This is a genomic window from Mycolicibacterium lutetiense, from assembly GCF_017876775.1.
GTDB classification, from domain to species: domain Bacteria; phylum Actinomycetota; class Actinomycetes; order Mycobacteriales; family Mycobacteriaceae; genus Mycobacterium; species Mycobacterium lutetiense.
This window is the reverse complement of sequence record NZ_JAGIOP010000002.1, coordinates 3,166,859-3,192,416: the sequence shown is the minus strand read 5'-3', so window position 1 is coordinate 3,192,416 and position 25,558 is coordinate 3,166,859. Positions and strand designations below refer to the sequence as shown.

At 66.1% G+C, this 25,558-nt stretch carries 26 protein-coding genes and 1 pseudogene; 16 read left to right on the top strand and 11 right to left on the bottom strand.

All coding sequences use genetic code 11. The annotated features are described in order from the left end of the window. The first annotated feature begins 58 nt into the window (after positions 1–58). Entirely contained in the window at positions 59–973 is a 915-nt protein-coding gene (locus tag JOF57_RS24600) for an alpha/beta fold hydrolase (RefSeq protein WP_209921286.1), read from the top strand. Here the strand turns inward: JOF57_RS24600 and JOF57_RS24595 are convergent. The 7 genes from JOF57_RS24595 to JOF57_RS24565 form a co-directional block, all read right to left on the bottom strand. After that, on the bottom strand, positions 948–2,087 hold the full coding sequence (locus JOF57_RS24595; RefSeq protein ID WP_209921284.1) for an acyl-CoA dehydrogenase family protein: 1,140 nt from the start codon (positions 2,085–2,087) through the stop codon (positions 948–950). The two genes, JOF57_RS24600 and JOF57_RS24595, sit on opposite strands and share 26 nt — an antisense overlap. A gap of 100 nt (positions 2,088–2,187) precedes the next feature. Next, positions 2,188–3,858 (bottom strand): hypothetical protein, encoded by a 1,671-nt coding sequence (locus tag JOF57_RS24590; protein WP_209921281.1) that lies wholly within the window; start codon positions 3,856–3,858, stop codon positions 2,188–2,190. A gap of 149 nt (positions 3,859–4,007) precedes the next feature. Then, entirely contained in the window at positions 4,008–4,400 is a 393-nt protein-coding gene (locus JOF57_RS24585) for a RidA family protein (protein ID WP_209921277.1), read from the bottom strand. Positions 4,401–4,473: 73 nt separating this feature from the next. Beyond that, a complete protein-coding gene (gene pntB / locus JOF57_RS24580) occupies positions 4,474–5,913 on the bottom strand; it encodes a Re/Si-specific NAD(P)(+) transhydrogenase subunit beta (RefSeq protein ID WP_209921274.1) in 1,440 nt (479 codons plus the stop codon). Between the two features lie 36 nt (positions 5,914–5,949). Then, the gene (locus JOF57_RS24575; RefSeq protein ID WP_209921265.1) at positions 5,950–7,473 is read right to left on the bottom strand and encodes a Re/Si-specific NAD(P)(+) transhydrogenase subunit alpha; all 1,524 of its coding nucleotides are present in this window, start codon (positions 7,471–7,473) and stop codon (positions 5,950–5,952) included. Positions 7,474–7,590: 117 nt separating this feature from the next. Further along, positions 7,591–8,604: a magnesium transporter CorA family protein gene (locus JOF57_RS24570; RefSeq protein ID WP_209921262.1), complete on the bottom strand. Its 1,014-nt coding sequence runs from the start codon at positions 8,602–8,604 to the stop codon at positions 7,591–7,593. Then, entirely contained in the window at positions 8,601–9,263 is a 663-nt protein-coding gene (locus JOF57_RS24565; protein ID WP_209921259.1) for a TetR/AcrR family transcriptional regulator, read from the bottom strand. Before JOF57_RS24565 ends, JOF57_RS24570 begins: the two co-directional genes overlap by 4 nt. A 121-nt stretch (positions 9,264–9,384) precedes the next feature. On the opposite strand from JOF57_RS24565, the gene JOF57_RS24560 reads away from it, so the two are divergent. The 6 genes and pseudogenes from JOF57_RS24560 to JOF57_RS24535 all read left to right on the top strand — a co-directional run. Then, positions 9,385–10,698 carry a cytochrome P450 gene (locus JOF57_RS24560; protein ID WP_209921257.1) on the top strand — a complete coding sequence of 438 codons (1,314 nt, stop codon included), beginning with the start codon at positions 9,385–9,387 and terminating at the stop codon, positions 10,696–10,698. A gap of 54 nt (positions 10,699–10,752) precedes the next feature. After that, positions 10,753–11,367 (top strand): DUF3159 domain-containing protein, encoded by a 615-nt coding sequence (locus JOF57_RS24555; protein ID WP_234938239.1) that lies wholly within the window; start codon positions 10,753–10,755, stop codon positions 11,365–11,367. 148 nt (positions 11,368–11,515) lie between these two features. Further along, positions 11,516–12,379: an ABC transporter permease gene (locus JOF57_RS24550; RefSeq protein WP_209921254.1), complete on the top strand. Its 864-nt coding sequence runs from the start codon at positions 11,516–11,518 to the stop codon at positions 12,377–12,379. Then, a complete protein-coding gene (locus tag JOF57_RS24545; RefSeq protein ID WP_209921251.1) occupies positions 12,376–13,407 on the top strand; it encodes a taurine ABC transporter substrate-binding protein in 1,032 nt (343 codons plus the stop codon). The genes JOF57_RS24550 and JOF57_RS24545 overlap by 4 nt, the downstream gene beginning before the upstream one ends. Further along, a complete protein-coding gene (locus JOF57_RS24540; RefSeq protein WP_209921249.1) occupies positions 13,388–14,176 on the top strand; it encodes an ABC transporter ATP-binding protein in 789 nt (262 codons plus the stop codon). The genes JOF57_RS24545 and JOF57_RS24540 overlap by 20 nt, the downstream gene beginning before the upstream one ends. Before the next feature lie 28 nt (positions 14,177–14,204). Further along, a pseudogene (locus tag JOF57_RS24535) lies at positions 14,205–14,381 on the top strand (CGNR zinc finger domain-containing protein); the annotation flags it as partial. Here the strand turns inward: JOF57_RS24535 and JOF57_RS24530 are convergent. Further along, positions 14,382–14,492, bottom strand: a complete 111-nt coding sequence (locus JOF57_RS24530) for a hypothetical protein (RefSeq protein WP_088305440.1) — start codon at positions 14,490–14,492, stop codon at positions 14,382–14,384. Positions 14,493–14,618: 126 nt separating this feature from the next. Between JOF57_RS24530 and JOF57_RS24525 the strand changes: the two genes are divergently transcribed. Next, positions 14,619–15,296, top strand: coding sequence for a TetR/AcrR family transcriptional regulator (locus JOF57_RS24525; RefSeq protein WP_209921246.1), 678 nt, complete (start codon positions 14,619–14,621; stop codon positions 15,294–15,296). 3 nt (positions 15,297–15,299) lie between these two features. Next, positions 15,300–16,073, top strand: a complete 774-nt coding sequence (locus JOF57_RS24520; RefSeq protein WP_209921243.1) for an SDR family oxidoreductase — start codon at positions 15,300–15,302, stop codon at positions 16,071–16,073. On the opposite strand, the gene JOF57_RS24515 is transcribed toward JOF57_RS24520, so the two are convergent. Then, positions 16,066–16,446, bottom strand: coding sequence for a DoxX family protein (locus JOF57_RS24515; RefSeq protein WP_209921240.1), 381 nt, complete (start codon positions 16,444–16,446; stop codon positions 16,066–16,068). The genes JOF57_RS24520 and JOF57_RS24515 overlap by 8 nt on opposite strands. Positions 16,447–16,526: 80 nt before the next feature. On the opposite strand from JOF57_RS24515, the gene JOF57_RS24510 reads away from it, so the two are divergent. Beyond that, complete coding sequence (locus JOF57_RS24510) at positions 16,527–17,423, top strand: sigma-70 family RNA polymerase sigma factor (protein WP_209921238.1); 897 nt, start codon at positions 16,527–16,529, stop codon at positions 17,421–17,423. Positions 17,424–17,432: 9 nt separating this feature from the next. After that, the gene (locus JOF57_RS24505) at positions 17,433–19,151 is read left to right on the top strand and encodes an acyl-CoA dehydrogenase (protein ID WP_209921235.1); all 1,719 of its coding nucleotides are present in this window, start codon (positions 17,433–17,435) and stop codon (positions 19,149–19,151) included. Here the strand turns inward: JOF57_RS24505 and JOF57_RS24500 are convergent. Further along, on the bottom strand, positions 19,148–20,239 hold the full coding sequence (locus tag JOF57_RS24500; protein ID WP_209921232.1) for an alcohol dehydrogenase catalytic domain-containing protein: 1,092 nt from the start codon (positions 20,237–20,239) through the stop codon (positions 19,148–19,150). The genes JOF57_RS24505 and JOF57_RS24500 overlap by 4 nt on opposite strands. Before the next feature lie 35 nt (positions 20,240–20,274). On the opposite strand from JOF57_RS24500, the gene JOF57_RS24495 reads away from it, so the two are divergent. Both JOF57_RS24495 and JOF57_RS24490 read left to right on the top strand, forming a co-directional pair. Next, positions 20,275–20,739 carry an acyl-CoA thioesterase gene (locus tag JOF57_RS24495; protein ID WP_209921229.1) on the top strand — a complete coding sequence of 155 codons (465 nt, stop codon included), beginning with the start codon at positions 20,275–20,277 and terminating at the stop codon, positions 20,737–20,739. Continuing rightward, positions 20,708–21,148 (top strand): SRPBCC family protein, encoded by a 441-nt coding sequence (locus JOF57_RS24490; RefSeq protein ID WP_209921226.1) that lies wholly within the window; start codon positions 20,708–20,710, stop codon positions 21,146–21,148. The genes JOF57_RS24495 and JOF57_RS24490 overlap by 32 nt, the downstream gene beginning before the upstream one ends. Positions 21,149–21,230: 82 nt before the next feature. Here the strand turns inward: JOF57_RS24490 and JOF57_RS24485 are convergent, their stop codons facing one another. Further along, positions 21,231–21,923 (bottom strand): GntR family transcriptional regulator, encoded by a 693-nt coding sequence (locus JOF57_RS24485; RefSeq protein WP_307870095.1) that lies wholly within the window; start codon positions 21,921–21,923, stop codon positions 21,231–21,233. 127 nt (positions 21,924–22,050) lie between these two features. Between JOF57_RS24485 and fadD5 the strand changes: the two genes are divergently transcribed. The 3 genes from fadD5 (at position 22,051) to JOF57_RS24470 (ending at position 25,556) form a co-directional block, all read left to right on the top strand. Next, the gene (fadD5, locus tag JOF57_RS24480) at positions 22,051–23,643 is read left to right on the top strand and encodes a fatty-acid--CoA ligase FadD5 (RefSeq protein WP_209921222.1); all 1,593 of its coding nucleotides are present in this window, start codon (positions 22,051–22,053) and stop codon (positions 23,641–23,643) included. Between the two features lie 241 nt (positions 23,644–23,884). Beyond that, entirely contained in the window at positions 23,885–24,685 is an 801-nt protein-coding gene (locus JOF57_RS24475) for an MlaE family ABC transporter permease (protein ID WP_209921219.1), read from the top strand. A gap of 1 nt (position 24,686) precedes the next feature. Next, positions 24,687–25,556, top strand: coding sequence for an MlaE family ABC transporter permease (locus JOF57_RS24470; RefSeq protein ID WP_209921216.1), 870 nt, complete (start codon positions 24,687–24,689; stop codon positions 25,554–25,556). Positions 25,557–25,558 lie beyond the last annotated feature (2 nt).

Here is a 25,558-nt window from a genome sequence, read left to right as displayed (position 1 = left end):
GATACCACCGGGGAAAATGGCTGGTCAACACCGACGACGCGGCGTTACCGTGCGCAGCATGAAATTGCGCATCGCCCTGGGCGTGCTGCTGCTGGTCGTGGCGGCGTTGCTGCTGAACGAACTGGTGGTGACCAAGGAGCATCGCCAGGCTGAGCCGTTCGCGGGCGGGCACGTGCTGGAACTGGACGGTCCGGACCTCAACGTGCGGGAGTACGGGCCGCCGGGGGAGCGTGCGGTGGTGTTGCTGCACGGGTACTCGGCCTCGATCGAGTGGTGGGAATCGGTGGCCCCGCAGCTGGCCCGCGATCAGCGGGTGATCGCGATCGATCTGGTCGGTCACGGTGGCTCGGAGGCGCCCAGCGACGGTGCCGCCTATCACTCGGCCGAGCAGGCCACGGCGGTGCACAACGCGCTGGTTGCGCTCGGTGTGCGGCGCGCGGTGCTGGTCGGGCATTCGATGGGTGGAGCGGTCTCGGCCGAACTGGCCCGGCAGTATCCCGATCTGGTCGAGCGGGTCGTGGTCTCGGATACCCCGGCCGCCGATGATCTGGTCACCATGCCGCTGTTGGGCAAGATGGTGTGCTGGCCGGTGATCGGACCGGCGATGGACCTTGCCCGCGGCGTCGACGTGATCAGCGAGGGTTCGCTGCAGACAGGGTTTGCCGCGGACTACCCGGTGCCCGACTACGCGCACCGCTCGCTGGAGCGCCTCACCTACACCGGGTTGTGTGACTCCACCGAAGGTCCGCACCCGACAGTGGAAACCCTTGCTGCACTGGGTAAGCCGGTGCTGGTGCTGTGGGGCGATGAGGATGTGCTGACCCCGACGGCGTCCAATGTGGAGCGCTACACCGCGGCCGGGTTACCGCCGGTGGTGATCAAGGGCTCCGGGCATACGCCGATGGTCGAGCAGCCCGATCAGTTCCTGGCCGCGGTGACGCCGTTCCTCAAGACCCCAGCCCCCGCGAGATGACCAGGCGCTGAATCTGATTGGTGCCTTCGAAGATCTGGGTGATCTTGGCTTCGCGCATGAACCGCTCGACGCGGAAGTCGCGGGTATAGCCGACGCCGCCGAACACCTGCACGGCATCGGTGGTGACCTTCATCGCGGCGTCGGTGGCGATCAGTTTCGCGACGCTGGCCTGGGTCGAGTAGGGCAGGCCTTGATCCCGTCTGCGCGCGGCGTCGACGTAGGTGGCCCGTGCGCTGACCACCGCGGCGGCCATGTCGGCCAGCAGGAAGCCGAGCCCCTGATGGTCGATGATCTTGCGGCCGAACGTGGTTCGCTCATTGGCGTACCGCACGGCTTGGTCCAGGGCGGCCTGCGCGATACCGACCGCGACCGCGGCGATGCCGAGACGGCCGGAGTCCAGCGCTGAGAAGGCGATCGAAAGGCCCTGGCCTTCGGTGCCGATCAGCCGGTCGGCGGGCAGGCGGGCGTTGTCGTAGAACGCCGAGGTGGTGGGCACCGCGTGCAGGCCCATCTTCTCCTCGGGCTTACCGAAACTCAGGCCGTCGAGATCGGCGGGGACAAGGAAGCACGAGATGCCCTTACTGCCCTCACCGGTACGGGCGAACAAGGTGTAAAAATCGGCCTTTCCGCCGTGGGTGATCCACGCCTTCGACCCGTTGAGGAGGTAGGCGTCGCCGTCACGGGTGGCCTTGCAGTTCAGTGCCGCGGCATCGGAGCCGGCCTGCGGCTCGGACAGGCTGTAGGCGCCGATCTGCTCACCCGAGAGCATGCCCGGCAGCCAGCGTTTCTTCTGCTCCTCGGTGCCGTAGGCCAGCAGCGGGTGCGACGAGAGGCTGTGCACGCTGACCGCGACGCCGATCGCGGCCCACCGTGCGGCGATCTCCTCAAGTACCTGCAGGTAGACCTCGTATGGCTGGCCACCGCCACCCCACTGTTCGGGCTGCGGCAGGCTCAGCAGCCCCGCCGCCCCGAGTTGGGCCATGACGCCCTCGGGATATTTCTCGTCGCGCTCGTACTCGTCGACGATCGGGTCGAGCACCTTGTCGGCGACATCGCGGGTCAGCGCGATGAGGTCGCGAGCGTCGTCCGTGGGCAGGAGGCGGTCAACCGGCATACTTGCACATCCTAGTTTCTCCGCGAGCAGACGCGGAGGTACCCCAATTCGCGCGGTTTCGGGTACCGCAGCGTCTGCTCGGCAGGGAAGTCGGTGTGGGTCAGAACCAGCGGAACAACCCGTCGTACGTGGAGTACAGCCCACCACCTGCCCACAGTGACAGCGCCAAGTTGGAAACGCCGGACTTCCGCCACACCTCTTGTCCCGTTGTCCCGTCAATCGCCACAACTTCGTCGTTGTGTACTTCGTCGTTGTGTTCGGTGTAAGTACCGAACAGCATGCGTTGACCGTCGGACCCGAGGAACCTGAGGTACGTGCCGACGCTGACGTCCGTCGGTGCCTCCACAAACGGGTTGTCACTGTCGGTCTCACACGTCTGCACCTTCACCCGCACCGCACTGTCATCACGTAGGAGGATGAAACACGTGGTCCCGTTGCCGTAGGCCGCGATGCTGCGCGTTCCGTCCTGACCAACGTGCCGGGTCCACAAGGCGCGGCCGGATGCCGGGTCGAAGGCACGCAGGTCGCCGCTGGCCTCGTTGTAGGCCAATGGGTAGTAGAGGCCCGATGATCCGGAGGTTTGCAGATTCAGGCCGACCGACCAGCGGTGGCCGTTGGTTCCGAACCCGTCGACAAACGTGAAGCCCTCACTCGGGAAAGATGCTGTCTTGGTACCGCCGAAATCATAGAAATCGAACGTCTGTCCGTCTGCCAACCCAAACCCCGACGCGAAGGCAGCGCTTCCAACAGCGCTGCCACCTTGGACGATGGGGTTTCCGGTACTGGCGTCGAGCACCCGGCCGTCCAGGAGTACGACGATGCCCTGATCGCCGTAAACTGCCACATTCTTGTGACCGGTCGACCTCGGATCCACTTGCTTGTTGGGGGTGCGCCAACCCACCGAGGCGTCTGCTCGGTAGCCCACCACCTCATCTTCGAGCACGACGACGAACCCGTCGCCGGCGCTGTACATACCTCGGATTTCTCCCCAGTAGGTCCCGGGCACCTTCGTGCTGTTCTTCTCGGCGCCGGTTGCCGTGTCGAAAAAAACGAGCACGATGCCTCTGTCGGTGGATTGGACACCGTCACTGAAGGCACACCCGATGGTCGTGGCCGCCCGGTCAATCACGCATTCCGAGAACATGTTGTTGAGGCTGCTGCCCGCCAGGCTGGCCGGCATCACCGGCTTCGGCCACCGTGGCTGGCCGTTCCCAGCGTCCACCGCGAGCACACCTTTGTTCTGTTGGTAGTTGTCAACACTGACCACGACTGTGTAGGCGTCGCCGCCCAATATGCTGGTTCTGAAGCTGTCCGGCTTGTAGCTCCAGCGTGGTTTCTCGAGTGGCTTTTCGAGCGAGGGCACCAGTTGATCGCGTGGCGGTCGAAGGGCGCCCAACGGCGGGACCGACGTCGGAAGCGGCGATGCGGCTGAGAGCGTGGTATCCCCACCGCCGCTTTCGCCGCCTCTGGCGTTCAGCCACCACAGCAGTGTTCCGGTGCCTGCGGCCGCAATGACCACGGCAACCACCACCGTGATCACGAGCCACCACTTGTTGCCCCTCGGGGGTACCGGTGGCGGAGGAGCCTGTCCGTACCCGGCCTGGAACACGGGCGCCTGCCAGGCGCCGGCCCCGTACGGGTTGGGGGCCCACGGTGGCGGGCCCGCCTGTTGGAAGGGGTTGGGGTACGCCGGTGGAGACATCCCCTGGAACGGGTCCGGGGCCGAATACGGTCCGGACGGTGGCGGAAACCCCGAGGGCGGGTAGGTCATTGAACCCCTCCATCAATCACCAGGCCAGCAATGTCAATGACCCTATAAGAGCGTGATCGCGCGCCCGTGACCCAATTTGCGAGGCGAATGGACGCTGGTGCCCTACGAAATTGGGCTGTGCAACATGCCGGCGATGTCGGGGTCGAGTGTCAGCGCACCCGCGCGACGATCTTGATCTCGACCAGCGCGCCCATGGCCAGCTCGGTGACGCCGACCGCGGTCCAGGCCGGGAACGGCGCAGCCACGAACTGGTCCTTGACCGCACCGAACGCCTGTATGTGTTGCTGCAGGCCGACGTGATAGCTGGTGATGTCGACGACATCGGCGAACGTCAGTCCCGCCTCCGCCAGCAGCCCGCGCAGGTTCTCGAACGCCAGCGTGAACTGTGCCAGCGGCTCCGCCGGCAGGGTCAGGTCCGGCCGGAGGCCCATCATCCCGGAGCAGCGCAGGTGATCGCCGTCGATCACTGCGGGTGCGAAGTGGTGGGCGTCGTACATCGGCTGCATCCATTCCGGCACAACGATGTTCTCGGGTGAAGTCATGCTGGCCCCTCCTACGCGAAAGCCCCCTATTTCACCGGAAATAGGGGGCTTTCACGTCTGTTCGGCTGAAAAACTAGACGCGCTCCGCAGCGGGCAGCGCGGCGAGGATGTCGTTGACGCGGTCGCGGGCGTCGCCGAAGAGCATCTGCGTGTTCTCGCGGAAGAACAGCGGGTTCTGCACGCCGGCGTAACCCGAGGCCATGGAGCGCTTGAACACGATGACGTGGTCGGCGTTCCACACCGTGAGCACCGGCATGCCGGCGATCGGGCTGGTGGGATCCTCGGCGGCGGCCGGGTTCACGGTGTCGTTGGCGCCGATCACGAGCACGACGGAGGTGCCGGCGAAGTCGTCGTTGATCTCGTCCATTTCGAGGACGATGTCGTAGGGCACCTTGGCCTCGGCCAGCAGCACGTTCATGTGGCCGGGCAGACGGCCCGCCACCGGGTGGATGCCGAAGCGGACGTTGACGCCGCGCTCACGCAGCTTGCGGGTCAGGTCGGCCACACCGTACTGGGCCTGCGCCACGGCCATGCCGTAGCCGGGCGTGATGATCACCGAGTCGGCGTGGGCGAGCAGTTCGGCCGCACCCTCGGCGTTGATCTCGCGATGCTCGCCGTAGTCCTTGTCCTCGGCCGGTCCGGCCTCGATCCCGAAACCACCGGCGATCACCGAGATGAACGACCGGTTCATGGCCTTGCACATGATGTAGGACAGGTACGCACCGGAGGAGCCCACCAGAGCGCCGGTGATGATCAGCAGGTCGTTGCCGAGCAGGAAGCCCGATGCCGCTGCGGCCCAACCCGAGTAGCTGTTGAGCATCGACACCACGACGGGCATGTCACCGCCGCCGATCGAGGCGACCAGGTGCCAGCCCAGCAGCAGCGCGAGCACGGTGACGACGATGAGCAGCCACAGGTGCGGTTCGATCACGAACCACACGGTCAGCGCGGCGAACACGACCAGCGTGCCGATGTTGAGGAAGTTCTTGCCGGGCAGCATCAGCGGGGCGGACTTCATCCGGGCGGACAGCTTGAGGTTGGCCACGATCGAGCCGGTGAAGGTCACGGCACCGATGAAGACGCCGATGAACACCTCGGCCGAGTGGATGCCGAGCATGCCCTCGCCGGTGAGCTTGGCGGCCTCGGCTCCGGCCAGATCGCCCTCGACGTGCAGGTAGCCGTTCCAGCCGACGAGCACCGCGGCCAGACCGACGAACGAGTGCAGCAGCGCGATCAGTTCGGGCATGCCGGTCATCTCGACCACCCGGGCCCGCCACAGGCCGATCGCGGCGCCGACGATCATTGCGCCGACCAGCAGGGCCAGGCCCAGCGGCTCGATCTTGTGCTCGAATGCCAGGGCGATCGTCGCGATCAGGGCGATCGCCATGCCGGCCATGCCGAAGGCGTTTCCGGCCCGCGACGTTTCGTGTTTGGACAGTCCGGCCAGAGCCAGGATGAAGAGCAGAGCCGCGACGACGTAGGCGGCCGTGGCAACGTTTTCTAGGGTGAACATGGAATCCATTCCAAAGTCTTTGTGGGCACGCAGGTTCTAGCTGCGGGAGAACATCGCGAGCATGCGGCGTGTCACCGCGAAGCCGCCGAATACGTTGATGCTGGCCAGCAGGATCGCCGCGGTCGCAATCCCGGTCACCAGCGCATTACCGTGGCCGATCTGCAGTAGCGCGCCCACCACGATGATTCCCGAGATCGCGTTGGTCACCGACATCAGCGGGGTGTGCAGCGCATGGTGCACATTGCCGATCACGTAGTAGCCGATCACGATCGCCAGCGCGAACACCGTCAGATGGACCTGGAGCGCTGCCGGTGAGATCGCGATGAGGGCGAAGATCGCGGCGGCAACCGCGAAGGTGACCCCGAGCCGGCGCCCGGTGGACATCGGTGGCTTCTCTTCCTTGACCACCGGCGCGGCAGCCGGCTGTGCGGCCGGGGCAGCCGAGACCTGTACCGGTGGCGGGGGCCAGGTGGTCTCGCCGTCGCGCACCACGGTCACCGAACGCTGCACCACGTCGTCCCAGTCGAGGACGACCTTGCCGTCCTTCTCCGGGGTCAGCAGCTTGAGCAGGTTCACCAGGTTGGTGCCGTACAGCTGCGAGGCCTGGGCGGGCAGACGGCCGGCCAGGTCGGTGTAGCCGATGATGGTCACGCCGTTGTCGGTGACGATCGCCTGGTCCTTGACGGTGCCCTCGACGTTGCCGCCGTTGGCCGCGGCCATGTCGACGATCACGCTGCCCGACTTCATCGAGGCCACCATGTCGGCGGTGATGATGCGCGGCGCGGGCCTGCCGGGGATCAGCGCGGTCGTGACGATGATGTCGACGTCCTTGCACTGCTCGGCGTACAGCTGCGCCTCGCGGGCCTTGTAGTCGTCGCCCATCTCTTTGGCGTAGCCGGTGGCGGAAACCTCGGCCTGCTCATTGGCGACGGCCAGGTACTCACCGCCGAGTGAGGCGACCTGATCGGCCACCTCGGGCCGGGGGTCGGTGGCCCGCACGATGGCACCAAGGCTGCCGGCAGCGCCGATGGCGGCCAGACCGGCCACGCCGGCGCCGACCACGAGCACCTTGGCCGGCGGCACCTTGCCCGCAGCGGTCACCTGACCGGTGAAGAACCGGCCGAATGCGTGGGCTGCCTCGACCACGGCGCGGTAGCCCGCGATATTGGCCATCGACGACAACACGTCCAGGGACTGGGCGCGCGAGATGCGCGGCACCGCGTCCATCGCCAGCACCGTGATGGGGCGGGTGGACAGCTTCTCGACGAGCTCGGGATTGAGCCCGGGTGAGATCAAGCTCACCAGCGTCGCTCCGTCGCGAAGGACGGCAACTTCGCTTTCATTAGGTGCGTTGACCTTCAGCACGACGTCGGCGTCCCACGCGTTGCCGATCTCGGCACCAGCGTCGACATAGGCAGCGTCGGAGAAACTTGAGGCAACACCGGCGCCGGTTTCTACGACTACCGTATAGCCGAGCTTGATGATCTGCCCGACTGTCTGCGGTGTGGCGGCGGCGCGCGTTTCCCCAGGTAGGGACTCGCGCGGGATCCCGATGAGCATCGAATCCGCTCCGTTCTATGTGTTCAGGCCTCTTCGTTCAGCCTGGAAGAGTGTCGCATTAGTGTTGAGATAACGCCCATGCCCCTTTTGGGGGATGTCACCCGTGGCGCAGTTTTGCTACAGCCAGTCTCGGCGTTTGAACATCACATACAACAGGATGACGAGCACAACAATCAAAGCAGTGCTCGCGATGAAGCCGAAAACGGTGTCGATCCCGGGGTACTGAACGTTCTGGCCGTAGAAACCCGTGATGGCGGTGGGCACCGCGATGATGGCGGCCCAGCCGCTGAGTTTCTTCATCACCGTGTTGAGCCGCGCGTCCTGCAACGACAGGTTGGTTTCGAACACCGTGGTGACCATGTCCCGCAGGGATTCAGTCCACTCCGAGGCGCGCAGCACGTGGTCGTAGAGGTCGGCATAAAGTGGATCGAGGTCGGGCGACGTGGACGTGTCCAGCCTGCGGTGCTGGATGGTGCTGACCACCTCGCGCATCGGCAGCACCGCCCGGCGCAGTTCGACCAGATCCTTGCGCAGCTGGAAGGTGCGTCGTTGCAGGCTGCGCCGCGGGCCGCCGTCGGCGAACAATTCGTCCTCGAGCGATTCGATGGCGTCGTCGAGCGATTCGACGGCCTCGAAGTGCCCGTCCACCACGACGTCGAGCAGACCGTGCACCAGGGCGCCGACGCCGTACCGCTGGCCGCCGAGGTCATCGAAGCGCCGTGACACCTCGCCGATGTCGAACTCGGTGGCTGCACCGTTGACGCCGGGTAGTCGGACGGTGATCAGGCCACGCGGCAGGACGAAGGCCGAAATGCGGTGTTTCATCAACAGCGAGGTGTCCGGTGGCGCGTCCGCATCGGGCTCCCGGGTGTCGACGGCATACACGGTGAAGAACGTATGTGTCTGGTACACAGAGGTTTTGGTGCGTTCCTTGGGCGCGACGGCGTCTTCGACGGCCCACAGGTTGAGCCTGAGTTCGCCGGCCAGCTCTCGGAGCGCCTCATGGTCGGGGTCGTAGATGTCGGCCCACACCAGGGTGTCCTCGTCGGCCAGACAGTCCGAGATGTCCGAGAACGTGAAGCCGTCGACCGGCTTTCCGGAGCGCCAGATCCGTCCCTGCACCTGCCTCATGAGGCGGTGACCATCGGGAGCAGATACCTGCGTACGTACTCGCGGGTGTCTTCCAGGCTGGTCAGTTTGACGCTGGTGTGCGGGGTGACGATGAACGACAACGTGAGTCGGGTGTGCAACTCGGCAACGGTGCGGATGTGACGTTCCTGGGCCGGGGTTGTTTCGCTGGTCCCGTACAGATCGGTGCGCAACTGCGCGACCGAATAATCCGTCGCGAAATCGATGATGGCCCCGGCGTCGACGGTGAGGCTGGGCAGGATCGTCTCGGGTTCGGTGCGGAGCAGCTTTTTGAGCAGGGCGTGGTCGCGCAGGAAGGTCACTGTGAAGACGGTCCCGTAGACCAGTCGGTCTTCCAGATTGTCGGCGTGGGCCCGGGCCCGGGCGCTGCCGTCGAGGTAGCGCCGCGCCTCCGACAGCACGAGCGCGTCGATGAGGGCGTTTTTGGTGGGAAAGCGCCGGTAGAGCGTGGCACGGCCGACGCCGCTACGGCGGGCCACGTCTTCCATCGTGGTGCGCCGGATGCCGACGAGTTCGGCCTGTTCGAGTGTTGCGGACAGGATCCTGGTGCTGATCGGGTCGGGCTCGCGCACACGGGCCAGCACAGCGGGATCCGGTTCGGCGAGGCGCCGTACGAAGTCCGCTGTTCGCGTGGAAGTCACGAATTCCCTCCTTGCCCGCATACGCCGATCGTCGTAGCCTAACCACCGAGACGAGAGAGACGATCAGTGTCTAAATGTCTCACATCTCAATGTAGTGATCGATCCAAGCGAGGGGGCGCATATGGACATCAAGTTGTGGACGCGATGGGTGGCGCTGCATGCGGTGCCGAAGGCATTCATGTCGGTTCAGGGCCGGGTAGGCAATCCGATGGGTGTGCTGATCTCGAGCCACGGCAAAGGCATCGACCCCTATCCGCTGACGGAGCAGATCCGTCGACGCGGCCCCCTGGTGAAGACCCCGTTCGTCTGGGTCACCGCCGACCACGAAGTTTCCCGGGAAATCCTGCGGGACAAGCGGTTCGGCGTCACCCCACCCACTGGGATGGGGATGCCGAAACCGGTTCAGAAGCTGGTGGACCGGACCGATCCGAAAGTGGCCAATCCGGTGGAGCCGCCCGCGATGGTCATCGTCGACCCGCCGGAGCACACGCAGTACCGGCAGCTGGTGGCGCAGAGCTTCACCCCGCGGGCGATCGACAAGCTCGACGCCAGGGTGGCCGAGGTGACCGCGGAACTCATCGATCGGCTCGCCGGCGCGCCGCAACCCGATCTGATCGCGGACTTCGCCGCCCGCCTTCCGGTCGCCATGATCGCCGAGATCCTCGGTCTGTCCGGCGAATCCCATGCACAACTGCTGGATTGGGGTCACGACGGGGCACCCCTGCTCGATGTCGGGATCCCATGGCGGACCTATCGGCGTGGCATCGACGGGATGCGCAGTCTCGACGGATTCCTCGCCGACCTTTTCGACAAGGTCCGCGCCGGAGCTGTGGAGGACAGCCCGTTCACCAAGATGGCCGCCGACCATACCCTGACCGACCACGAACTCGCCGCCAACGCAGCGCTTCTCATCGGCGCCGGCTTCGAAACCACCGTCAACCTCATCGGCAACGGGATCGTGCTGCTGCAACAGCACCCCGATCAGCTCGCCCTGCTGCGCGAAAACCCGGACCTGTGGCCCGCAGCGGTCGAAGAGATCCTGCGCATCGAAAGCCCGGTACAGATGACCGCGCGCACCGCGCAGTGCGACCTCGAGATGGCCGGGCAGCGGCTGCCGGCCGGAACCATGGTCGTGGTGCTGCTCGGCGGCGCCAACCGCGATTCGCGGGTGTTCGCCGAACCGGACCGCTTCGACGTGACCCGTTCCAATGCCCGCGAGCATCTGGCCTTCGCTTCGGGTATCCACGCCTGCCTCGGCGCGGCCCTGGCCCGCATCGAGGGGGCGACCGCGCTGCGCGCACTGTTCGAGACCTATCCGGACCTGCGCCTGACCGAGGCCCCGCGCCCGCGGGGCCTGGTCAATCTGCACGGATATGTGAAGCTGCCTGCCTTGCTGGGATCCAGGCGCACCGAGCCGGCTGGTCTGGTCTGCTGAGCTCGGTACTCTCGGTGGGGACCTGCCAGATCTGAACGCGAGGCCCACACCCGGATGACGGATTCCCCACTCGATGGACTGATGGCGCGCGTCGGCGGTGTCAGCGGCATGGTCTACTCGGCGTTGCCGGTGACCGCGTATGCGATGGTCTCGGCGCTCTCGGGGCGGGTGCCCGCGATCATTTCCGCGCTGGCGATAGCGGCCGCCGTGTTCGGTTGGCAGTTGCTGCGCCGCGAATCGATCCGGCCCGCGCTGTGGGGATTCGTCGGGGTGGCGGGCTGTGCGCTGCTGGCCCTGGTGACCGGCCAGGCCAAAGACTTCTATCTCCCGGGCATCTGGATGTCCTTGGCCTCGGCCATCGTGATGACCGGCTCGATCCTCGTCCGGCGACCGCTCGTCGGGGTCATCTGGGCCTGGGCCACCGGCCGCGACGGCACCTGGCGCCAGGTCCCCGGGGTGCGGCTGGTCTTCAACATCGTCACCGCGGTCCTGGCGGCGGTGTCCTGGTCGCGGTTCCTGGTGCAGAACTACCTCTACGACACGGGTCAGGACGGGATGCTCGCGGTGGCACGGCTGGCGATGGGTTGGCCCCTGTTCGTCGTCACCACCACGCTGGTCCTGCTCAGTGCCCGGTACGCGATCCGGGCACTGCCACGCTCGGCAACCTGACCGGCAGTAAAACTCACCCCGATTCCAGACCTTCACCCCACCGGCTCCCGCCGGTACCAATACCCGGGTGAACAAGACGCTGCCCGGTTGCTGTTGTCGCTGAAGCCAAGTCACCACTCCCTGCTTCAGCAACAGAAAGCCGTCCACAGTGTCTGTGTTCGTCGACATCGTCCCCAGCGAAGCCGAAACCGGCTCGCCACGTCCTGCTCCCTCGGCCAACCGATGGCGCGCCCTGCTCACCCGCTCCGTGCTCCCGCTGCTATCGGTCGTGGTGTTCTTCGCGGTGTGGCAGGCCGTTGCCTGGGCGGGAATCTGGAACCAGACGTTCGTGCCCTACCCGTCGACGGTCTGGCGTGCGTTCATCGACGTCTCCACCACCCATGACGGGGCCCGCGGCTACGCGGGATACCTGCTCTACGAGCACCTCTATATGACGGGGCGCCGGGTACTGGCCGGTGTCGTCATCGGCGTGGTCGTCGGTGTCCTTCTGGGCCTGCTGATGGGGTCGGTCGGATGGCTGCGCAGTGTGCTCGAACCGTGGCTGACCTTCCTGCGTGCGCTGCCGCCGCTGGCGTACTTCTTCCTGCTGGTCATCTGGCTCGGCATCGACGAGGCGCCCAAGATCACGCTGCTCGCCCTGGCAGCGCTGCCGCCCGCGGCAGTGGCCACCACTGCGGCGGTGGTGGCTGCCCCGGTCGGACTGCAGGAGGCGGCGCGGGCCCTGGGCGGCACCCGGGCCCAGGTCATCCGTGACGTCGTGGTGCCCTCGGCGCTGCCGGAGACCTTCACCGGAATCCGGCTGGCGGTAGGCATGGCGTACTCGTCGGTGGTGGCCGCCGAACTGTTCAACGGCATTCCGGGTGTCGGCGGATTGGTCAAGGACGCAAGCAATTACAACAACACGCCGGTCGTGCTGGTCGGGATCTTCGCCATCGGGATCTCGGGCCTGGTCATCGACGGAGGTTTACGGGCTGTCGAACGACGGGCCGTCCCCTGGAGAGGAAAAGTATGAGATTGACGAAGCTGCTTACCGTGCTGGCTGCCGCAACTGTGGCACTGGCCGGGTGCGCGGTGGACCACTCCGGCGAGGACGCCCAGAAGCCCACCATTCGCCTTGGCTACCAGTCCTTTCCGAGTGGGGATCTGATCGTCAAGAACAACAAGTGGCTCGAAGAGGCGCTGCCCGACTACAACATCAAGTGGACCAAGTTCGACTCCGGGGCGGACGTGAACACCGCGTTCATCGCCAAGGAACTGGACTTCGGCGCCCTGGGCTCGAGCCCGGTGGCCCGCGGTTTGTCGGCCCCGCTGAACATTCCGTACAAGGTGGCCTTCGTGCTCGACGTCGCCGGTGACAACGAGGCCCTGGTGGCCCGTGACGGCGCCGGCGTCAACTCGATCGCCGATCTGCGGGGCAAGCGGATCGCCACCCCGTTCGCGTCCACCGCGCACTACAGCCTGCTCGCCGCACTGGCACAGAACGGGTTGTCGCCCAGTGATGTTCAGCTGATAGACCTGCAACCGCAGGCCATCCTGGCGGCCTGGGAGCGCGGCGACATCGCCGCGGCCTACAGCTGGCTGCCCACGCTGGACCAGCTCCGCAAGACCGGCAAGGATCTGATCACCAGCCGGCAGCTGGCCAAGGACGGCAAGCCGACGCTGGATCTCGCCGCAGTGTCCGACGAGTTCTCCACCGCTCATCCCGAGGTGGTCGATGTCTGGCGTCAGCAGCAGGCCCGCGCGCTGAACGTCATCAAGGACGACCCGCAGGCCGCGGCCAAGGCGATCGCGGCCGAGGTCGGCCTCAGCCCCGAAGATGTTGCCGGACAACTCAAGCAGGGCGTCTACCTGACGCCCGCAGAGGTGGCCTCGCCCGAGTGGCTGGGTAGTGACGGTGCACCGGGCAACATCGCCGCCAACCTGCAGAGCGCGTCACAGTTCCTGGCCGATCAGAAGCAGATCCCCGAGGCCGCGCCGCTGCAGGGCTTCCAGGGCGCCATCTACACGAAGGGGCTACCGGATGTCATCGTCAAGCAGTGAAACGTCCGGCGGCCTGAAGATCAGGAACGTCGCGCACCGCTACGGGCGTGGTTCGGACGAGGTGACGGCACTCGGCCCGCTGGATCTGCACGTCGAACCCGGATCGTTCCTGGTCCTGGTGGGCGCGTCGGGATGCGGCAAGAGCACACTGCTGCGCCTGATCGCCGGGTTCGAAACCCCGTCCGAGGGTGAGGTTCACGTGGCGGGTACGCCGCCGACGCCCGGGGTGACATCCGGGGTGGTGTTCCAGCAGCCGCGGTTGTTCCCGTGGCGCACGGTCGGCGGCAACGTGGACCTGGCGCTGAAGTACGCCAAGGTGCCGCGCGAACGGCGCGTCGAACGTCGTGAAGAACTGCTCGAGCGCGTCGGGCTGGAAGGCACTGAGGGCCGCAAGATCTGGGAGATCAGTGGCGGTCAACAGCAGCGCGTCGCGATCGCGCGGGCGCTGGCCGCCGAAACCCCGCTGTTCCTGCTGGACGAGCCGTTCGCGGCCCTGGACGCGCTCACTCGCGAACGGTTGCAGGAGGACGTCCGTCAGGTGAGCGCCGAGTCCGGTCGCACAACGGTTTTCGTGACGCACAGCGCGGACGAGGCCGCGTTCCTGGGGTCGCGGATCGTGGTGCTGACGCGCCGCCCCGGGAAGATCGCCCTGGACCTGCCGGTGGAATTGCCGCGTGCCGGTGTCGACGCGCATGAACTGCGAAGCTCGCCGGAGTACCTCAAGCTGCGGACGGATGTGAGTGAGGCCGTGAAGCTGGCCGCGGCCTAATTTTCGGCGGAGTCGATCGATTGAACACGTCGCGAGTCCGGGGCGGCTACGCGCGTGCGTGAACCCGGATTGCCGGCTCTTCCTGATCGATCAGACGAAGCCGAATACCAAACGGTGGTGTTCGATGGCTACCTGCGGAAACCGCATGAAGGCGCGCCGGCATCACCAGCGCGCGAGGACTGCGAATACGGACGAACAGTCCTGATTACACCGGGGGATAGGCCGGCGGCGGGTAGACGCCACGCAGACCCCACGCCAGCCACGGGAAGAAGAAGTCGCTCTCGTCGCTGACGTCGTAGTCAGGATTCGGATCCATCCCCGCAGTCTAGACGCAGTAGACACGCCGGGAACAGGATCGCGGGGGGAATTGCATACACTGTTCAACCATCTAGTTGATTGATTACCTGGGCAAGGTCCGGGTCATGCTGATAGTGAGTGTGATATGTCATCCGATGCAGAGGGCAGTCGGGGCCGCGGAGGCGCGGCCACCAACGGAACGTCCCGCCGCGATGAGCTGCTGGCCGTCGCGGCCAAGCTGTTCGCCGCTCGCGGATATCACGGCACCCGGATGGACGATGTCGCCGAGGCCGTCGGACTGAACAAGGCCACGGTCTATCACTACTACTCGAGTAAGTCGCTGATCCTCTACGACATCTACAAGGGCACCGCAGACTTCACCGTCGAGGCCCTGCATGACGACCCCACCGCCTCGGCACGGGAAACCATCTACAACTTCACCCGGCGACTGATGGTCGGCATCGCCAACGACCTGGAGCGCGCCGCGGTGTACTTCCAGGAAGGCCCATACATCGCGGAGTGGTTCACCGAGGAGCAGGTGGCCTACATCCGGCGCGCCGAGACCCAGGTCTACGAGCATGTCCGCGACGTGATCGACCGCGGTATCGCGAGCGGCGAGTTCTACGACTGCGACTCCCACGTGCTGGCCCTCGGCTACATCGGGATGACGCTGGGGTCCTACCGCTGGCTGCGACCGCACGGCAGACGCACCGCCCAGGAGATCGCCGTCGAGTTCAGCACGGCGCTGCTGCGCGGGCTGATCCGCGACGAGGGAATCCGCAACGAATCTCCGCTCGGTGTCGAAGTCGACGAGAAGGCCTAGAACATGACTGATCTGTTCCGTCTGGACGGCAAGGTCGCCGTCGTCACCGGTGGCGGCCGTGGCATCGGCCTGATGATGGCCCGGGGCCTGCTGCAGGCGGGGGCGTCCGTGTACATCTCGAGCCGGAAGGAGGCCGAGCTCAACGCGGCGGTGGACGCGCTGTCCCCGCTCGGTCGGGTGACCGCGGTGCCGGCCGATCTCGGGACTGCCGAGGGTGTCGCCGCACTCACGGCGGCCGTCACCGGACGCGAGGACGCGATCCACGCACTGTTCAACAATGCGGGGGCGGCCTGGGGCGCACCGTACGAGGAGTTCCCGGAGTCCGGGTTCGACAAGGTGTACGACGTCAACGTCAAAGGCGTGTTCCTGCTGACCCGGGCGCTCACGCCGCTGCTGAATGCCGCTGCCACCGAAGAGGATCCGGCACGCGTGATCAACACCGGCAGCATCGACGGCATCGTCGCGCCCGGCAAGGGCCGCGACAACTTCTCCTACAGCGCCAGCAAGGCCGCCGTGCACATGCTGACGCGCCACCTCGCCGGGGAACTGGCCCCGCGGATCCTGGTCAACGCGATCGCCCCGGGTCTGTTCGAATCCCGGATGACCAAGGAGATGCTGCGTGGCGGGTCCGAGGCGGTCGGGTCGGCGCTGCCGCTCGGCCGGATCGGTCAGCCCGACGACATCGCCGGGATCTCGGTGTTTTTGGCCAGCCGGGCCAGCGCCTACATCACCGGTGCGGTGATCCCCGTCGACGGTGGAGCGAGCACCATCAGGTGACGGGCGCGGTGAACCAGCCCCAGGCCAGGTAGGCGAACACACCGATAAAGACGATGTCGCCGGCCATGTAGAGCCACTCGCTGCGACGGAATCTCGTGGTGGCGGCACCGGCCATGAACAAGGCCAGGCCGCAGGCGGCCAGCGGGGTCAGCACGGGCGCGATACCCACCGCCGCAGGTAGCACCAGGCCGATCGCACCGACCAGTTTGATCGTCGCGATCGCCTTCAGGTGGTTGTCACCGAAATCATCGACCCAATGCTGATTGCTGCCCAGCGACCGGTACTTCTCCCGCGACATCAACAGCAGGCTGGCCCCGCCGGCCACGTAGGCCGCCGCCGCGACGATGGTGATGATCCAAAGGGTGGTGTGCATCGCTCGCTCCGTTTCGTGGTTACGTCGGTTGTTGCCGACTCGTCACTCTTATGACGGATCCGCGCGAGGAGAGGTAACGCATGACGCCCGACGCATCACTGGCGGAGACATTCGAAGGGCAGCGCCCGCGACTGCTCGCGGTCGCCCACCGGGTCCTCGGCTCGCGGGCAGACGCCGAGGACGCGGTCCAGGAAGCGTGGCTGCGCCTGTCTCGTCAGGACGCGGGCTCGGTCGAGAACGTCGCCGGATGGCTGACGACCGTGGTGGGCCGGATCTGTATCGACATGCTGCGGTCGCGTACCAGCCGCGCCGAGGTGTCCCCGGCCGCCGGCATTCCTGAACTCGTCGTCACCGAGGACTTGGAGACCCGGGAAGACACCCCGGAGGACGCCGCGGTGCTCGCGGACTCGGTCGGGCTGGCGATGCTCGTCGTGCTGGGGTCGCTGCGTCCGGACGAACGGTTGGCGTTCGTCCTGCACGACATGTTCGCCGTGCCGTTCGTCGAGATCGGGCAGATCCTCGACAGGTCGAGCGACGCCGTCAAGATGCTGGCCAGCCGCGCGCGCCGGAAGGTGCAGGACGTCCCGCCGCCCACCGGGGGCCGCCGGCGGAAGCAGGAGCAGCGTGAGGTCGTCGACGCCTTCCTGGCCGCCGCGCGCGACGGCGACTTCGATGCCCTGCTGCGCGTGCTGGATCCGGACGTCAGCTGGCAGCGGTACACAGCGACCGGCGTGACCGTCGGGACCGGATCGGACGCGATCGTCGCCGCGGTTCGGCGCGGCCAGGGGACCCGTGTCCTGGCCCGGCGCGTGTCGGTCAACGGCGAGCCGGGGATCCTGGCGTGGGGCCCGACCGGTCGCCCGCTCAGCGTGATGGCCTGCGTCGTCGACGGGGGCCGGCTCGTCGGGATCGTGTCGATCCTCGATCCACGACGGCTGGCCCGGATGTCACTGCCCCAGCCGCCGCCTGACGATTAACCTGGCCGCATGAAGTCGACCATCCTCTCGCGGCGCGATCTGGACTTCCTGCTCTACGAGTGGTTGGACGTCGAAAAGCTCACGGCGCTGGACCGGTTCACCGAGCACTCCCGCGAAACCTTCGACGGCGTGCTGGATCTGTGCGAGCAACTGGCCACCCGCTACTTCGCGCCGCACAACAAACTCAGCGATGCCAACGAGCCGACGTTCGACGGGCAGAGCGTCACGCTGGTCCCCGATGTGAAAGAGGCGTGGGACGCGTTCGCAGCGGCCGATCTGATCGCGATGGGTTTCGACGACGAACTCGGGGGTGCGCAACTGCCGGTCACCGTCGCGCAGGCCGCGTTCGCTTGGATCGCCGCGGCCAACGTGTCCACCTCGGGCTACCTGATGCTCACCATCGCCAACGCCAACCTGCTGGCCCGCTTCGGCTCTCCCGAACAGATCGAGACGTACGTCAAACCCATGCTGGCGGGCCGGTTCTCGGGCACCATGGCGCTGTCGGAGACCCAGGCCGGGTCCTCGCTGGCCGACGTCACCACCCGTGCCGAACCGCAACCCGACGGCAGCTATCGGGTATTCGGCTCGAAGATGTGGATTTCCGGCGCCGAGCATGAGCTGACCGAGAACATCATCAACCTCGTGCTGGCCAAGATTCCCGGTGGTCCCGCTGGCACCAAGGGCATCTCGCTGTTCATCGTGCCCAAGTACCTGGACGACGGAAGCCGAAACGGGGTGGCCATCTCCGGGCTGAATCACAAGATGGGGCAGCGCGGTATCACCAACACCGTGCTCAACTTCGACGGCGCGGTCGGCTATCTCGTCGGCGAACCGCACCGCGGGATCGTCTACATGTTCCACATGATGAACGAGGCCCGCCTGGGTGTCGGGATGGGTGCGGTCGCTCTCGGGTACACCGGTTACCTCAAGTCGCTGGAGTATGCGCGCGAACGTCCGCAGGGCAGGCCCCTGGGTGTCAAGGACCCGTCGACCCCGCAGGTGCCGATCATCGAGCATGCCGACGTCAAGCGGATGCTGTTGGCGCAGAAGGCCTATGTCGAGGGTGGGCTCGCGCTGGCGCTCTATTGCGCCAGGCTCGTGGACAGCGGATCGGCCGATGACACCGCCGTGCTGGACATCCTCACCCCGATCGCCAAGAGCTGGCCGTCGCAGTGGTGCGTGGAGGCCAACAGCCTGGCGATCCAGGTGCACGGCGGCTACGGCTACACCCGGGAGTACGACGTCGAGCAGCATTACCGGGACAATCGTCTGAACCCGATCCACGAGGGGACTCACGGTATCCAGAGCCTGGACCTGTTGGGTCGCAAGGTAACCCAGAACGGCGGGGCCGGGCTCGCCGCATTGGGGGAGCGGATCGCGGAAACCGTCTCAGCGGCGTCCGGTTCAACGCCGGAATTGGCCGACCAACTCGACGTCGCGTGGCAGCGCCTGGTCGCGGTGACGGCAGGGATGTTCGCCTCGGGCGATGTCGAGGCCGCGTTGGCCAACAGTGCGGTGTATCTCGAGGCGTTCGGGCACATCGTCGTAGCCTGGATCTGGCTCGAGCAGGTCCTGGCCGCCTCGGGGCGCGACGGCGATTTCTATGACGGCAAGCGGCAGGCCGCCCGATACTTCTTCCGCTACGAACTGCCGAAGACCGCACCGCAATTGGACCTGCTGGCAAGCCTGGACCGCACGACGCTCGAGATGCGCGACGGCTGGTTCTAGCCGAATTCGATGATCTGCCGCACGGCGTGTCCGTCGGCCAACTCGTCCATTCCGGTGTTGATCTCGTCGAGGCTGATCGTGTCGGATACCAGGGATTCCACCGGCAGCCGGCCGGCCCGCCAGAGTTCGACGAAGTGTGGGATGTCGCGAGCCGGCACCGCCGAGCCCAGGTAGCTCCCGATCAAAGAACGGCCTTCGGCGACGAAACCCAATGGCGACACCGAGATTCGGGCGTCCGGTCGGGGCAGGCCGACGGTGATGGTGCGCCCGCCGGGCCCGGTCAGCGCGATGGAGGTTTCCAGCGCGGCGGGGTGACCGGCGGCTTCGATCACCACGTCGGCCTTGAGGTCGGCGGCCTGCTCGGGAGTGTAGGCCTCGTGTACGCCGAGCGCCCGCGCCCGGGCGAGTTTGTCGGGCAGCTGGTCGACGCCGATGACGCGGACATCGTCGTGTGCGAGCGCAGTGAGCGCCGCAGCCATGCCGACGCCGCCCAACCCGACCACGATCACGGTGTCGCCCGGCTGTGGCTTACCCACATTGAGTACGGCGCCACCGCCGGTCAGTACCGCGCACCCCAACAAGGAGGCGACGACGGCAGGGACATCTGGGGGGACGGGTACCACCGAGCGGCGGTCCACGACGGCGTAGGTGGCGAAACCGGACACCCCGAGGTGATGGAACACCGGTTGGTCGTCGCGGGTCAGCCGGATGTCGCCGTTCATCAAGGTGCCCGCGCCGTTGGCGGCCGACCCGGGGCCGCACGGTGTCAGGCCGTCGCTGGCGCACGCCGGGCAATTGCCGCAGCGCGGCAGAAACGTCATCACCACCCGCTGACCCACCGGCAGATCGGTGTCGCCGGCCTCGACGATCCCGGCGGCTTCATGGCCCAGCAGCATCGGGACGGGGCGTACCCGGTTGCCGTCCACGACCGACAGATCGGAATGGCACAGCCCCGCGGCCTCGATGCGCACCAGCAGTTCGCATGGGCCGGGTTCGGCGAGTTCGAGGTCGCTGACCCGGATCGGTTGGGACTCGGCGTATGGGCGGGGGAGGCCGATGTGCTCGAGGACTGCGCCGCGGATCAACATGTCACCAGCCTGTCACCTGCTGTCAGACTTCAGCCATGACCGACGCTGCCGACCTGACCCGCGATGACTTTCCGTTGCACTGGCCGGTGCTGACCCGATGGACCGACAACGACATGTTCGGTCACCTCAACAACGCGGTGTACTACGAGCTGTTCGACACCGCGATCAACGGGTGGATCAACACCAACTGCGACGTCGATCCGGTCACCGCGTCCTGGCTCGGTGTGGTCGCCGAGTCCGGGTGCCGCTACTTCGCGGAGTTGAAGTTTCCCGACCCGCTGGTGGTAGGACTGGCGGTAGCCCGGTTGGGGAACAGCAGTGTCACCTATCGGCTCGGACTCTTCGAGCCGGACGGGCCCGTTGCGGCGGTCGGCAATTGGGTGCACGTCTACGTCGACCGGACCACGCGCCGGCCGATACCGATTCCCGACGTGATCCGCGACCTGCTGCAGTCGATATGCTCGCCGGATGCCGCTCGTGAGCAAGACCGTCGAGGTTGAAGCCCCTGCCGAGAAAATCATGGCGATCGTCGCCGATTTCGAGGCCTACCCACAGTGGAATCCCGAGATCAAGGGCTGTTGGATCCTGGCCCGCTACGACGACGGCCGGCCCAGCCAGCTGCGTATGGACGTCGAGATCCAGGGTCAGTCCGGCGTTTTCATCAACGCGGTCTACTACCCCGCGGAGCACCAGATCTACACCGTGCTGCAGCAGGGTGAGCACTTCACCAAACAGGAGCAGAGGTTCTCGGTCGTGCCGCTCGGGCCGGACAACACGCTGCTTCAGGTCGATCTCGAGGTCGAGGTGAAGCTGCCGATCCCGGCCGTGATGGTCAAGAAGCTCATCGGCGACACCCTGGACCACCTGGCCAATGCCCTCGTCACCAGGGTGCAGCAGCTGTCCGCCTGAGGTCTCGTTTCACCGAATGCGACGGAAACGTCGCTGCTGACGCTGCGCAACGACGCCTGCGTCGCACTCGACGAAGTACGGGTCAGTCCCACATCCCGATGTCGTCCAGCCGCGCGATGAGCCGCTGGGCGGCGTCGGTGAACTGGTTCGCATTGAGCTCGACCGCAGCCGCCGCATCCCGCCGGCGCAGCGCGTCGATCAGCGACCGGTGATTCTCGACGGCCTCGGTGCCCCACTCCGGATCCGTCGAATAGATCAGGGCCGGTAGGTACCGCGCGACGTGCAGCAGGAACCAGGCCAGCTTGATCCGGCCGCTGGCGTGGTTGAAGGCCCGGTGAAAGGCGAATTCGGCCGACGAGATCGCCCCGGGGTTCCGATCGTCGACGGCGGCCGCGAGTTCGGCGTTGAGCTGCTGCAGCTCGTCGATCTGGGCTCCGGTGATGCGGGTCGTGACGGTGGCGGCCAGCTCGCGCGCGATGGTGGCCTGCAGCCAGAAGATGTCCTCGATGTCGGCGCGGGTGAGGGGCACGACGACGTGTCCGCGGTGCGGCTCCAACTGCACCATGCCCTCGCCGCGCAGCGTGCGCAGGGCCTCGCGCACCGGAGTGATGCTGACCCCGAGTGCCGCGGCGGTCTCGTCGAGGCGGATGAATGTCCCGGGTCGCAGGATGCCGGTCATGATCTCGGCCCGCAGTTGTGCGGCGACCTCGTCGGAGAGTTGCTCGCGCCGACCTCCGCGACGGCGTTGCACGGCCGCTCTGGCAGGTGCATTCACGGGAATCCGGTCGCCTTTCCGGTGGGCTTGTCGCGGAGGCGCCGAGGCCATAGTGTGACCGGGGCAACCCCAATGTTTGATCAAATATAAAATTCATGCAACTCGATACCGATGGAGTACAGATCCGTTGACTGCCGAGCCGTTCCCCACCGAGCAGCCATACCTGGCCCGTCGTCAGAACTGGGCCAACCAACTGACCCGGCATGCCCTCATGCAGCCCGACAAGACCGCCCTGCGGTTCCTGGGGCACACCACCACGTGGCGCGAGCTCGACCACCGGGTGACCAAGCTGGCCGGCGCCCTGAGCCGACGCGGCGTCGGTTTCGGCGACCGCGTGCTGATCCTGATGCTGAACCGGCCCGAGTTCATCGAGGCGATGCTGGCAGCCAACAAGCTCGGCGCCATCGCGGTGCCGGTGAACTTCCGGATGACGCCGCCTGAGGTGGCCTTCCTGGTCAGCGACTGCGGGGCCAGTGTCATCGTCACCGAGCCCGTGCTCGCCGGAGTCGCCACGGCGGTACGCGATCTGGATGCGACGCTGTCGACGGTCATCGTGGCGGATGCGGCTACCGAAGATGGCGTCCTCGGCTACGAGGATCTGATCGCCGAAGACGGGCCCCCGGTCGACCCGGTCGACATCCCGAGCGACGCCCCCGCGCTGATCATGTACACCTCGGGCACGACGGGCCGGCCCAAAGGCGCGGTGCTGACCCACAACAACTTGGTTGGGCAGAGCATGACCAACCTGTTCACCACCGGCGTCGACATCAACAACGACGTCGGCTTCATCGGCGTCCCGCTGTTCCACATCGCCGGTGTCGCCGGAAACGTGAACACCGGTCTGACGCTCGGCCTGCCGACGGTCATCTATCCGCTCGGCGCGTTCGACCCGGGTGCGTTGCTCGACGTGCTGGCGGCCGAGAAGGTCACCGCGATCTTCCTGGTCCCCGCCCAGTGGCAGGCGATTTGTGCTGAGCAGAAAGCCAATCCGCGCGACCTGTGCCTGCGGGCGCTGTCGTGGGGCGCCGCTCCGGCTTCGGACACGTTGCTGCGGGCGATGGCCGAGACTTTCCCGGGCAGCCAGATCCTCGCGGCGTTCGGTCAGACCGAGATGTCCCCGGTCACCTGCATGTTGTTGGCAGACGACGCAATTCGCAAGCTCGGTTCGGTCGGGCAGGTCATCCCCACCGTCTCGGCCCGCGTGGTGGACGAGAACATGAACGACGTCCCCGTCGGCGATGTCGGCGAGATCGTCTACCGCGCCCCGACATTGATGGCGGGCTACTGGAACAACCCGAAGGCCACCGCCGAGGCGTTCGCCGGCGGCTGGTTCCACTCCGGTGATCTGGTCCGTCAGGATGCGGAAGGCTACATCTGGGTCGTCGACCGCAAGAAGGACATGATCATCTCCGGTGGCGAGAACATCTACTGCGCCGAAGTGGAGAACGTCCTGGCGGGGCACCCCGCCATCACCGAGGTCGCGGTGATCGGTCGACACGATGAGAAGTGGGGCGAGGTTCCGGTTGCCATAGTTGCCTTAGCTGCTGTGTCCGATTCCTTGAATCTCGGGGATCTCGACCGCTTCCTCAGCGAACGTCTGGCGCGCTACAAGCATCCGAAAGTGCTCGAAATCGTTGATGCGCTACCCCGCAACCTCTCGGGCAAGGTGCTCAAGACCGAACTCCGGGAGCGCTTCGGATCCCCCATCAACGCCCAGTAGTGCTGACGGGTGCGAAAGTAACTCAGCGTCAACGGTTTCTGCAGGTCGCGGCGAAAGTTTGCTGTCTTTGCCTGCCCTTGTTAACGGTTGATGGCACAATCCACACGATGCGGTGCACGCCCCGGTTTTTATCGGGTACAGTCCGGTGGTCTCAATTACTACTGGTGAGTAGGGAGAGACGGATCACACAGGCTGACAGGCAGCGAGGAGGGGGCGTGCGACACGTCCAGGGGGCGCACCGGTGACGGCGCCCGCCGACGGGCTCGTCGGCTACGTACGTGGTCAATTGGAGAAGCCGCTGGCTATGGTCGGTGGCTTCTTCAAGATGACTGTGCTCACTGGAAAGGCCTTTCTCACACGGCCTTTCCAGTGGAAAGAGTTCGTCCTGCAGAGCTGGTTTCTGGTTCGAGTGGCGTTCCTGCCCACCCTCGCGGTATCGATCCCACTGACCGTTCTCATCATCTTCACGCTGAACATCCTGTTGGCGGAATTCGGCGCGGCCGATGTGTCCGGCGCGGGTGCGGCCCTCGGCGCGGTCACGCAGCTAGGTCCTCTGGTGACGGTGCTCGTGGTAGCTGGTGCCGGATCGACTGCGATTTGCGCAGACCTCGGCGCGCGTACCGTGCGCGAGGAGATCGACGCGCTCGAGGTGCTGGGCATCGACCCGATCGAACGGCTGGTCGTTCCCCGGGTAGTCGCCTCGACATTCGTGGCCTTCATGCTCAACGGCGCCGTGATCACGATCGGTCTGATCGGTGGCTTCTTCTTCGGCGTCTATGTCCAGAACGTGTCCGCCGGTGCCTACGTGTCCACACTGACCCTGCTCACCGGATTCCCCGAGGTGATGATCTCGGTCATCAAGGCCACCCTGTTCGGCCTGATCGCCGGGCTCGTCGGTTGCTACCGGGGCCTGACGGTGGCCGGTGGATCCAAGGGTGTCGGGACCGCGGTGAACGAGACCCTGGTGTTGTGCGTGGTCGCATTGTTCGCAGTCAACGTTGTGCTCACCACCATCGGTGTGCGGTTCGGAACAGGGGGGTGACATGAGTACCGCAACAGTCCTTAGGTCCCGGTTCCCCCGGGCGTTCTCGCGCACCTCAGACATCGCGGGCACTCCGGCCCGGTTTCTCGACAGCATGGGCCACGTCGCGTGGTTCGTCGTCCAGGCGATCGGCTCCATCCCGCATGCGTTCCGGCACTACCGCCGTGAAGCGCTGCGGCTGGTCGCCGAGATCGGCATGGGTACCGGCGCCATGGCCGTCATCGGCGGCACCGTGGCCATCATCGGTTTCGTCACGCTGTCGGCCGGCTCGCTGATCGCCATCCAGGGCTTCGCGTCCCTGGGCAATATCGGCGTCGAGGCCTTCACCGGCTTCTTCGCCGCCCTGGCGAACATCCGCGTCGTTGCCCCGGTCGTCACCGGCCAGGCTCTGGCTTCCACAGTCGGTGCCGGCGCCACCGCCGAACTCGGCGCCATGCGCATCAGTGAAGAGGTCGACGCGCTGGAGGTGATGGGCATCCGGTCGATTTCGTACCTGGTGTCCACCCGGCTCATCGCCGGGTCGATCGTCATCATCCCGCTGTACGCCGCGGCGGTTCTGCTGTCCTTCCTGTCTGCGCAGTTCGTGACGACGGTCTTCTACTCGCAGTCGGTGGGAACCTATGAGCACTACTTCCATACGTTCCTGCGCGTCGACGACGTGATGTGGTCGTTCCTCCAGGTCATCATCATGTCGATCGTGGTCATGTTGAACCACTGCTACTTCGGCTATTACGCCAGTGGAGGTGCCGTCGGTGTGGGTGAGGCAGTGGGAAGGTCGATGCGAACCTCGTTGATCGCAATCGTGTTGGTGGTCCTGTTGGCATCGTTGGCGCTGTACGGCACCGACCCCAACTTCAACCTCACGGTGTAGCG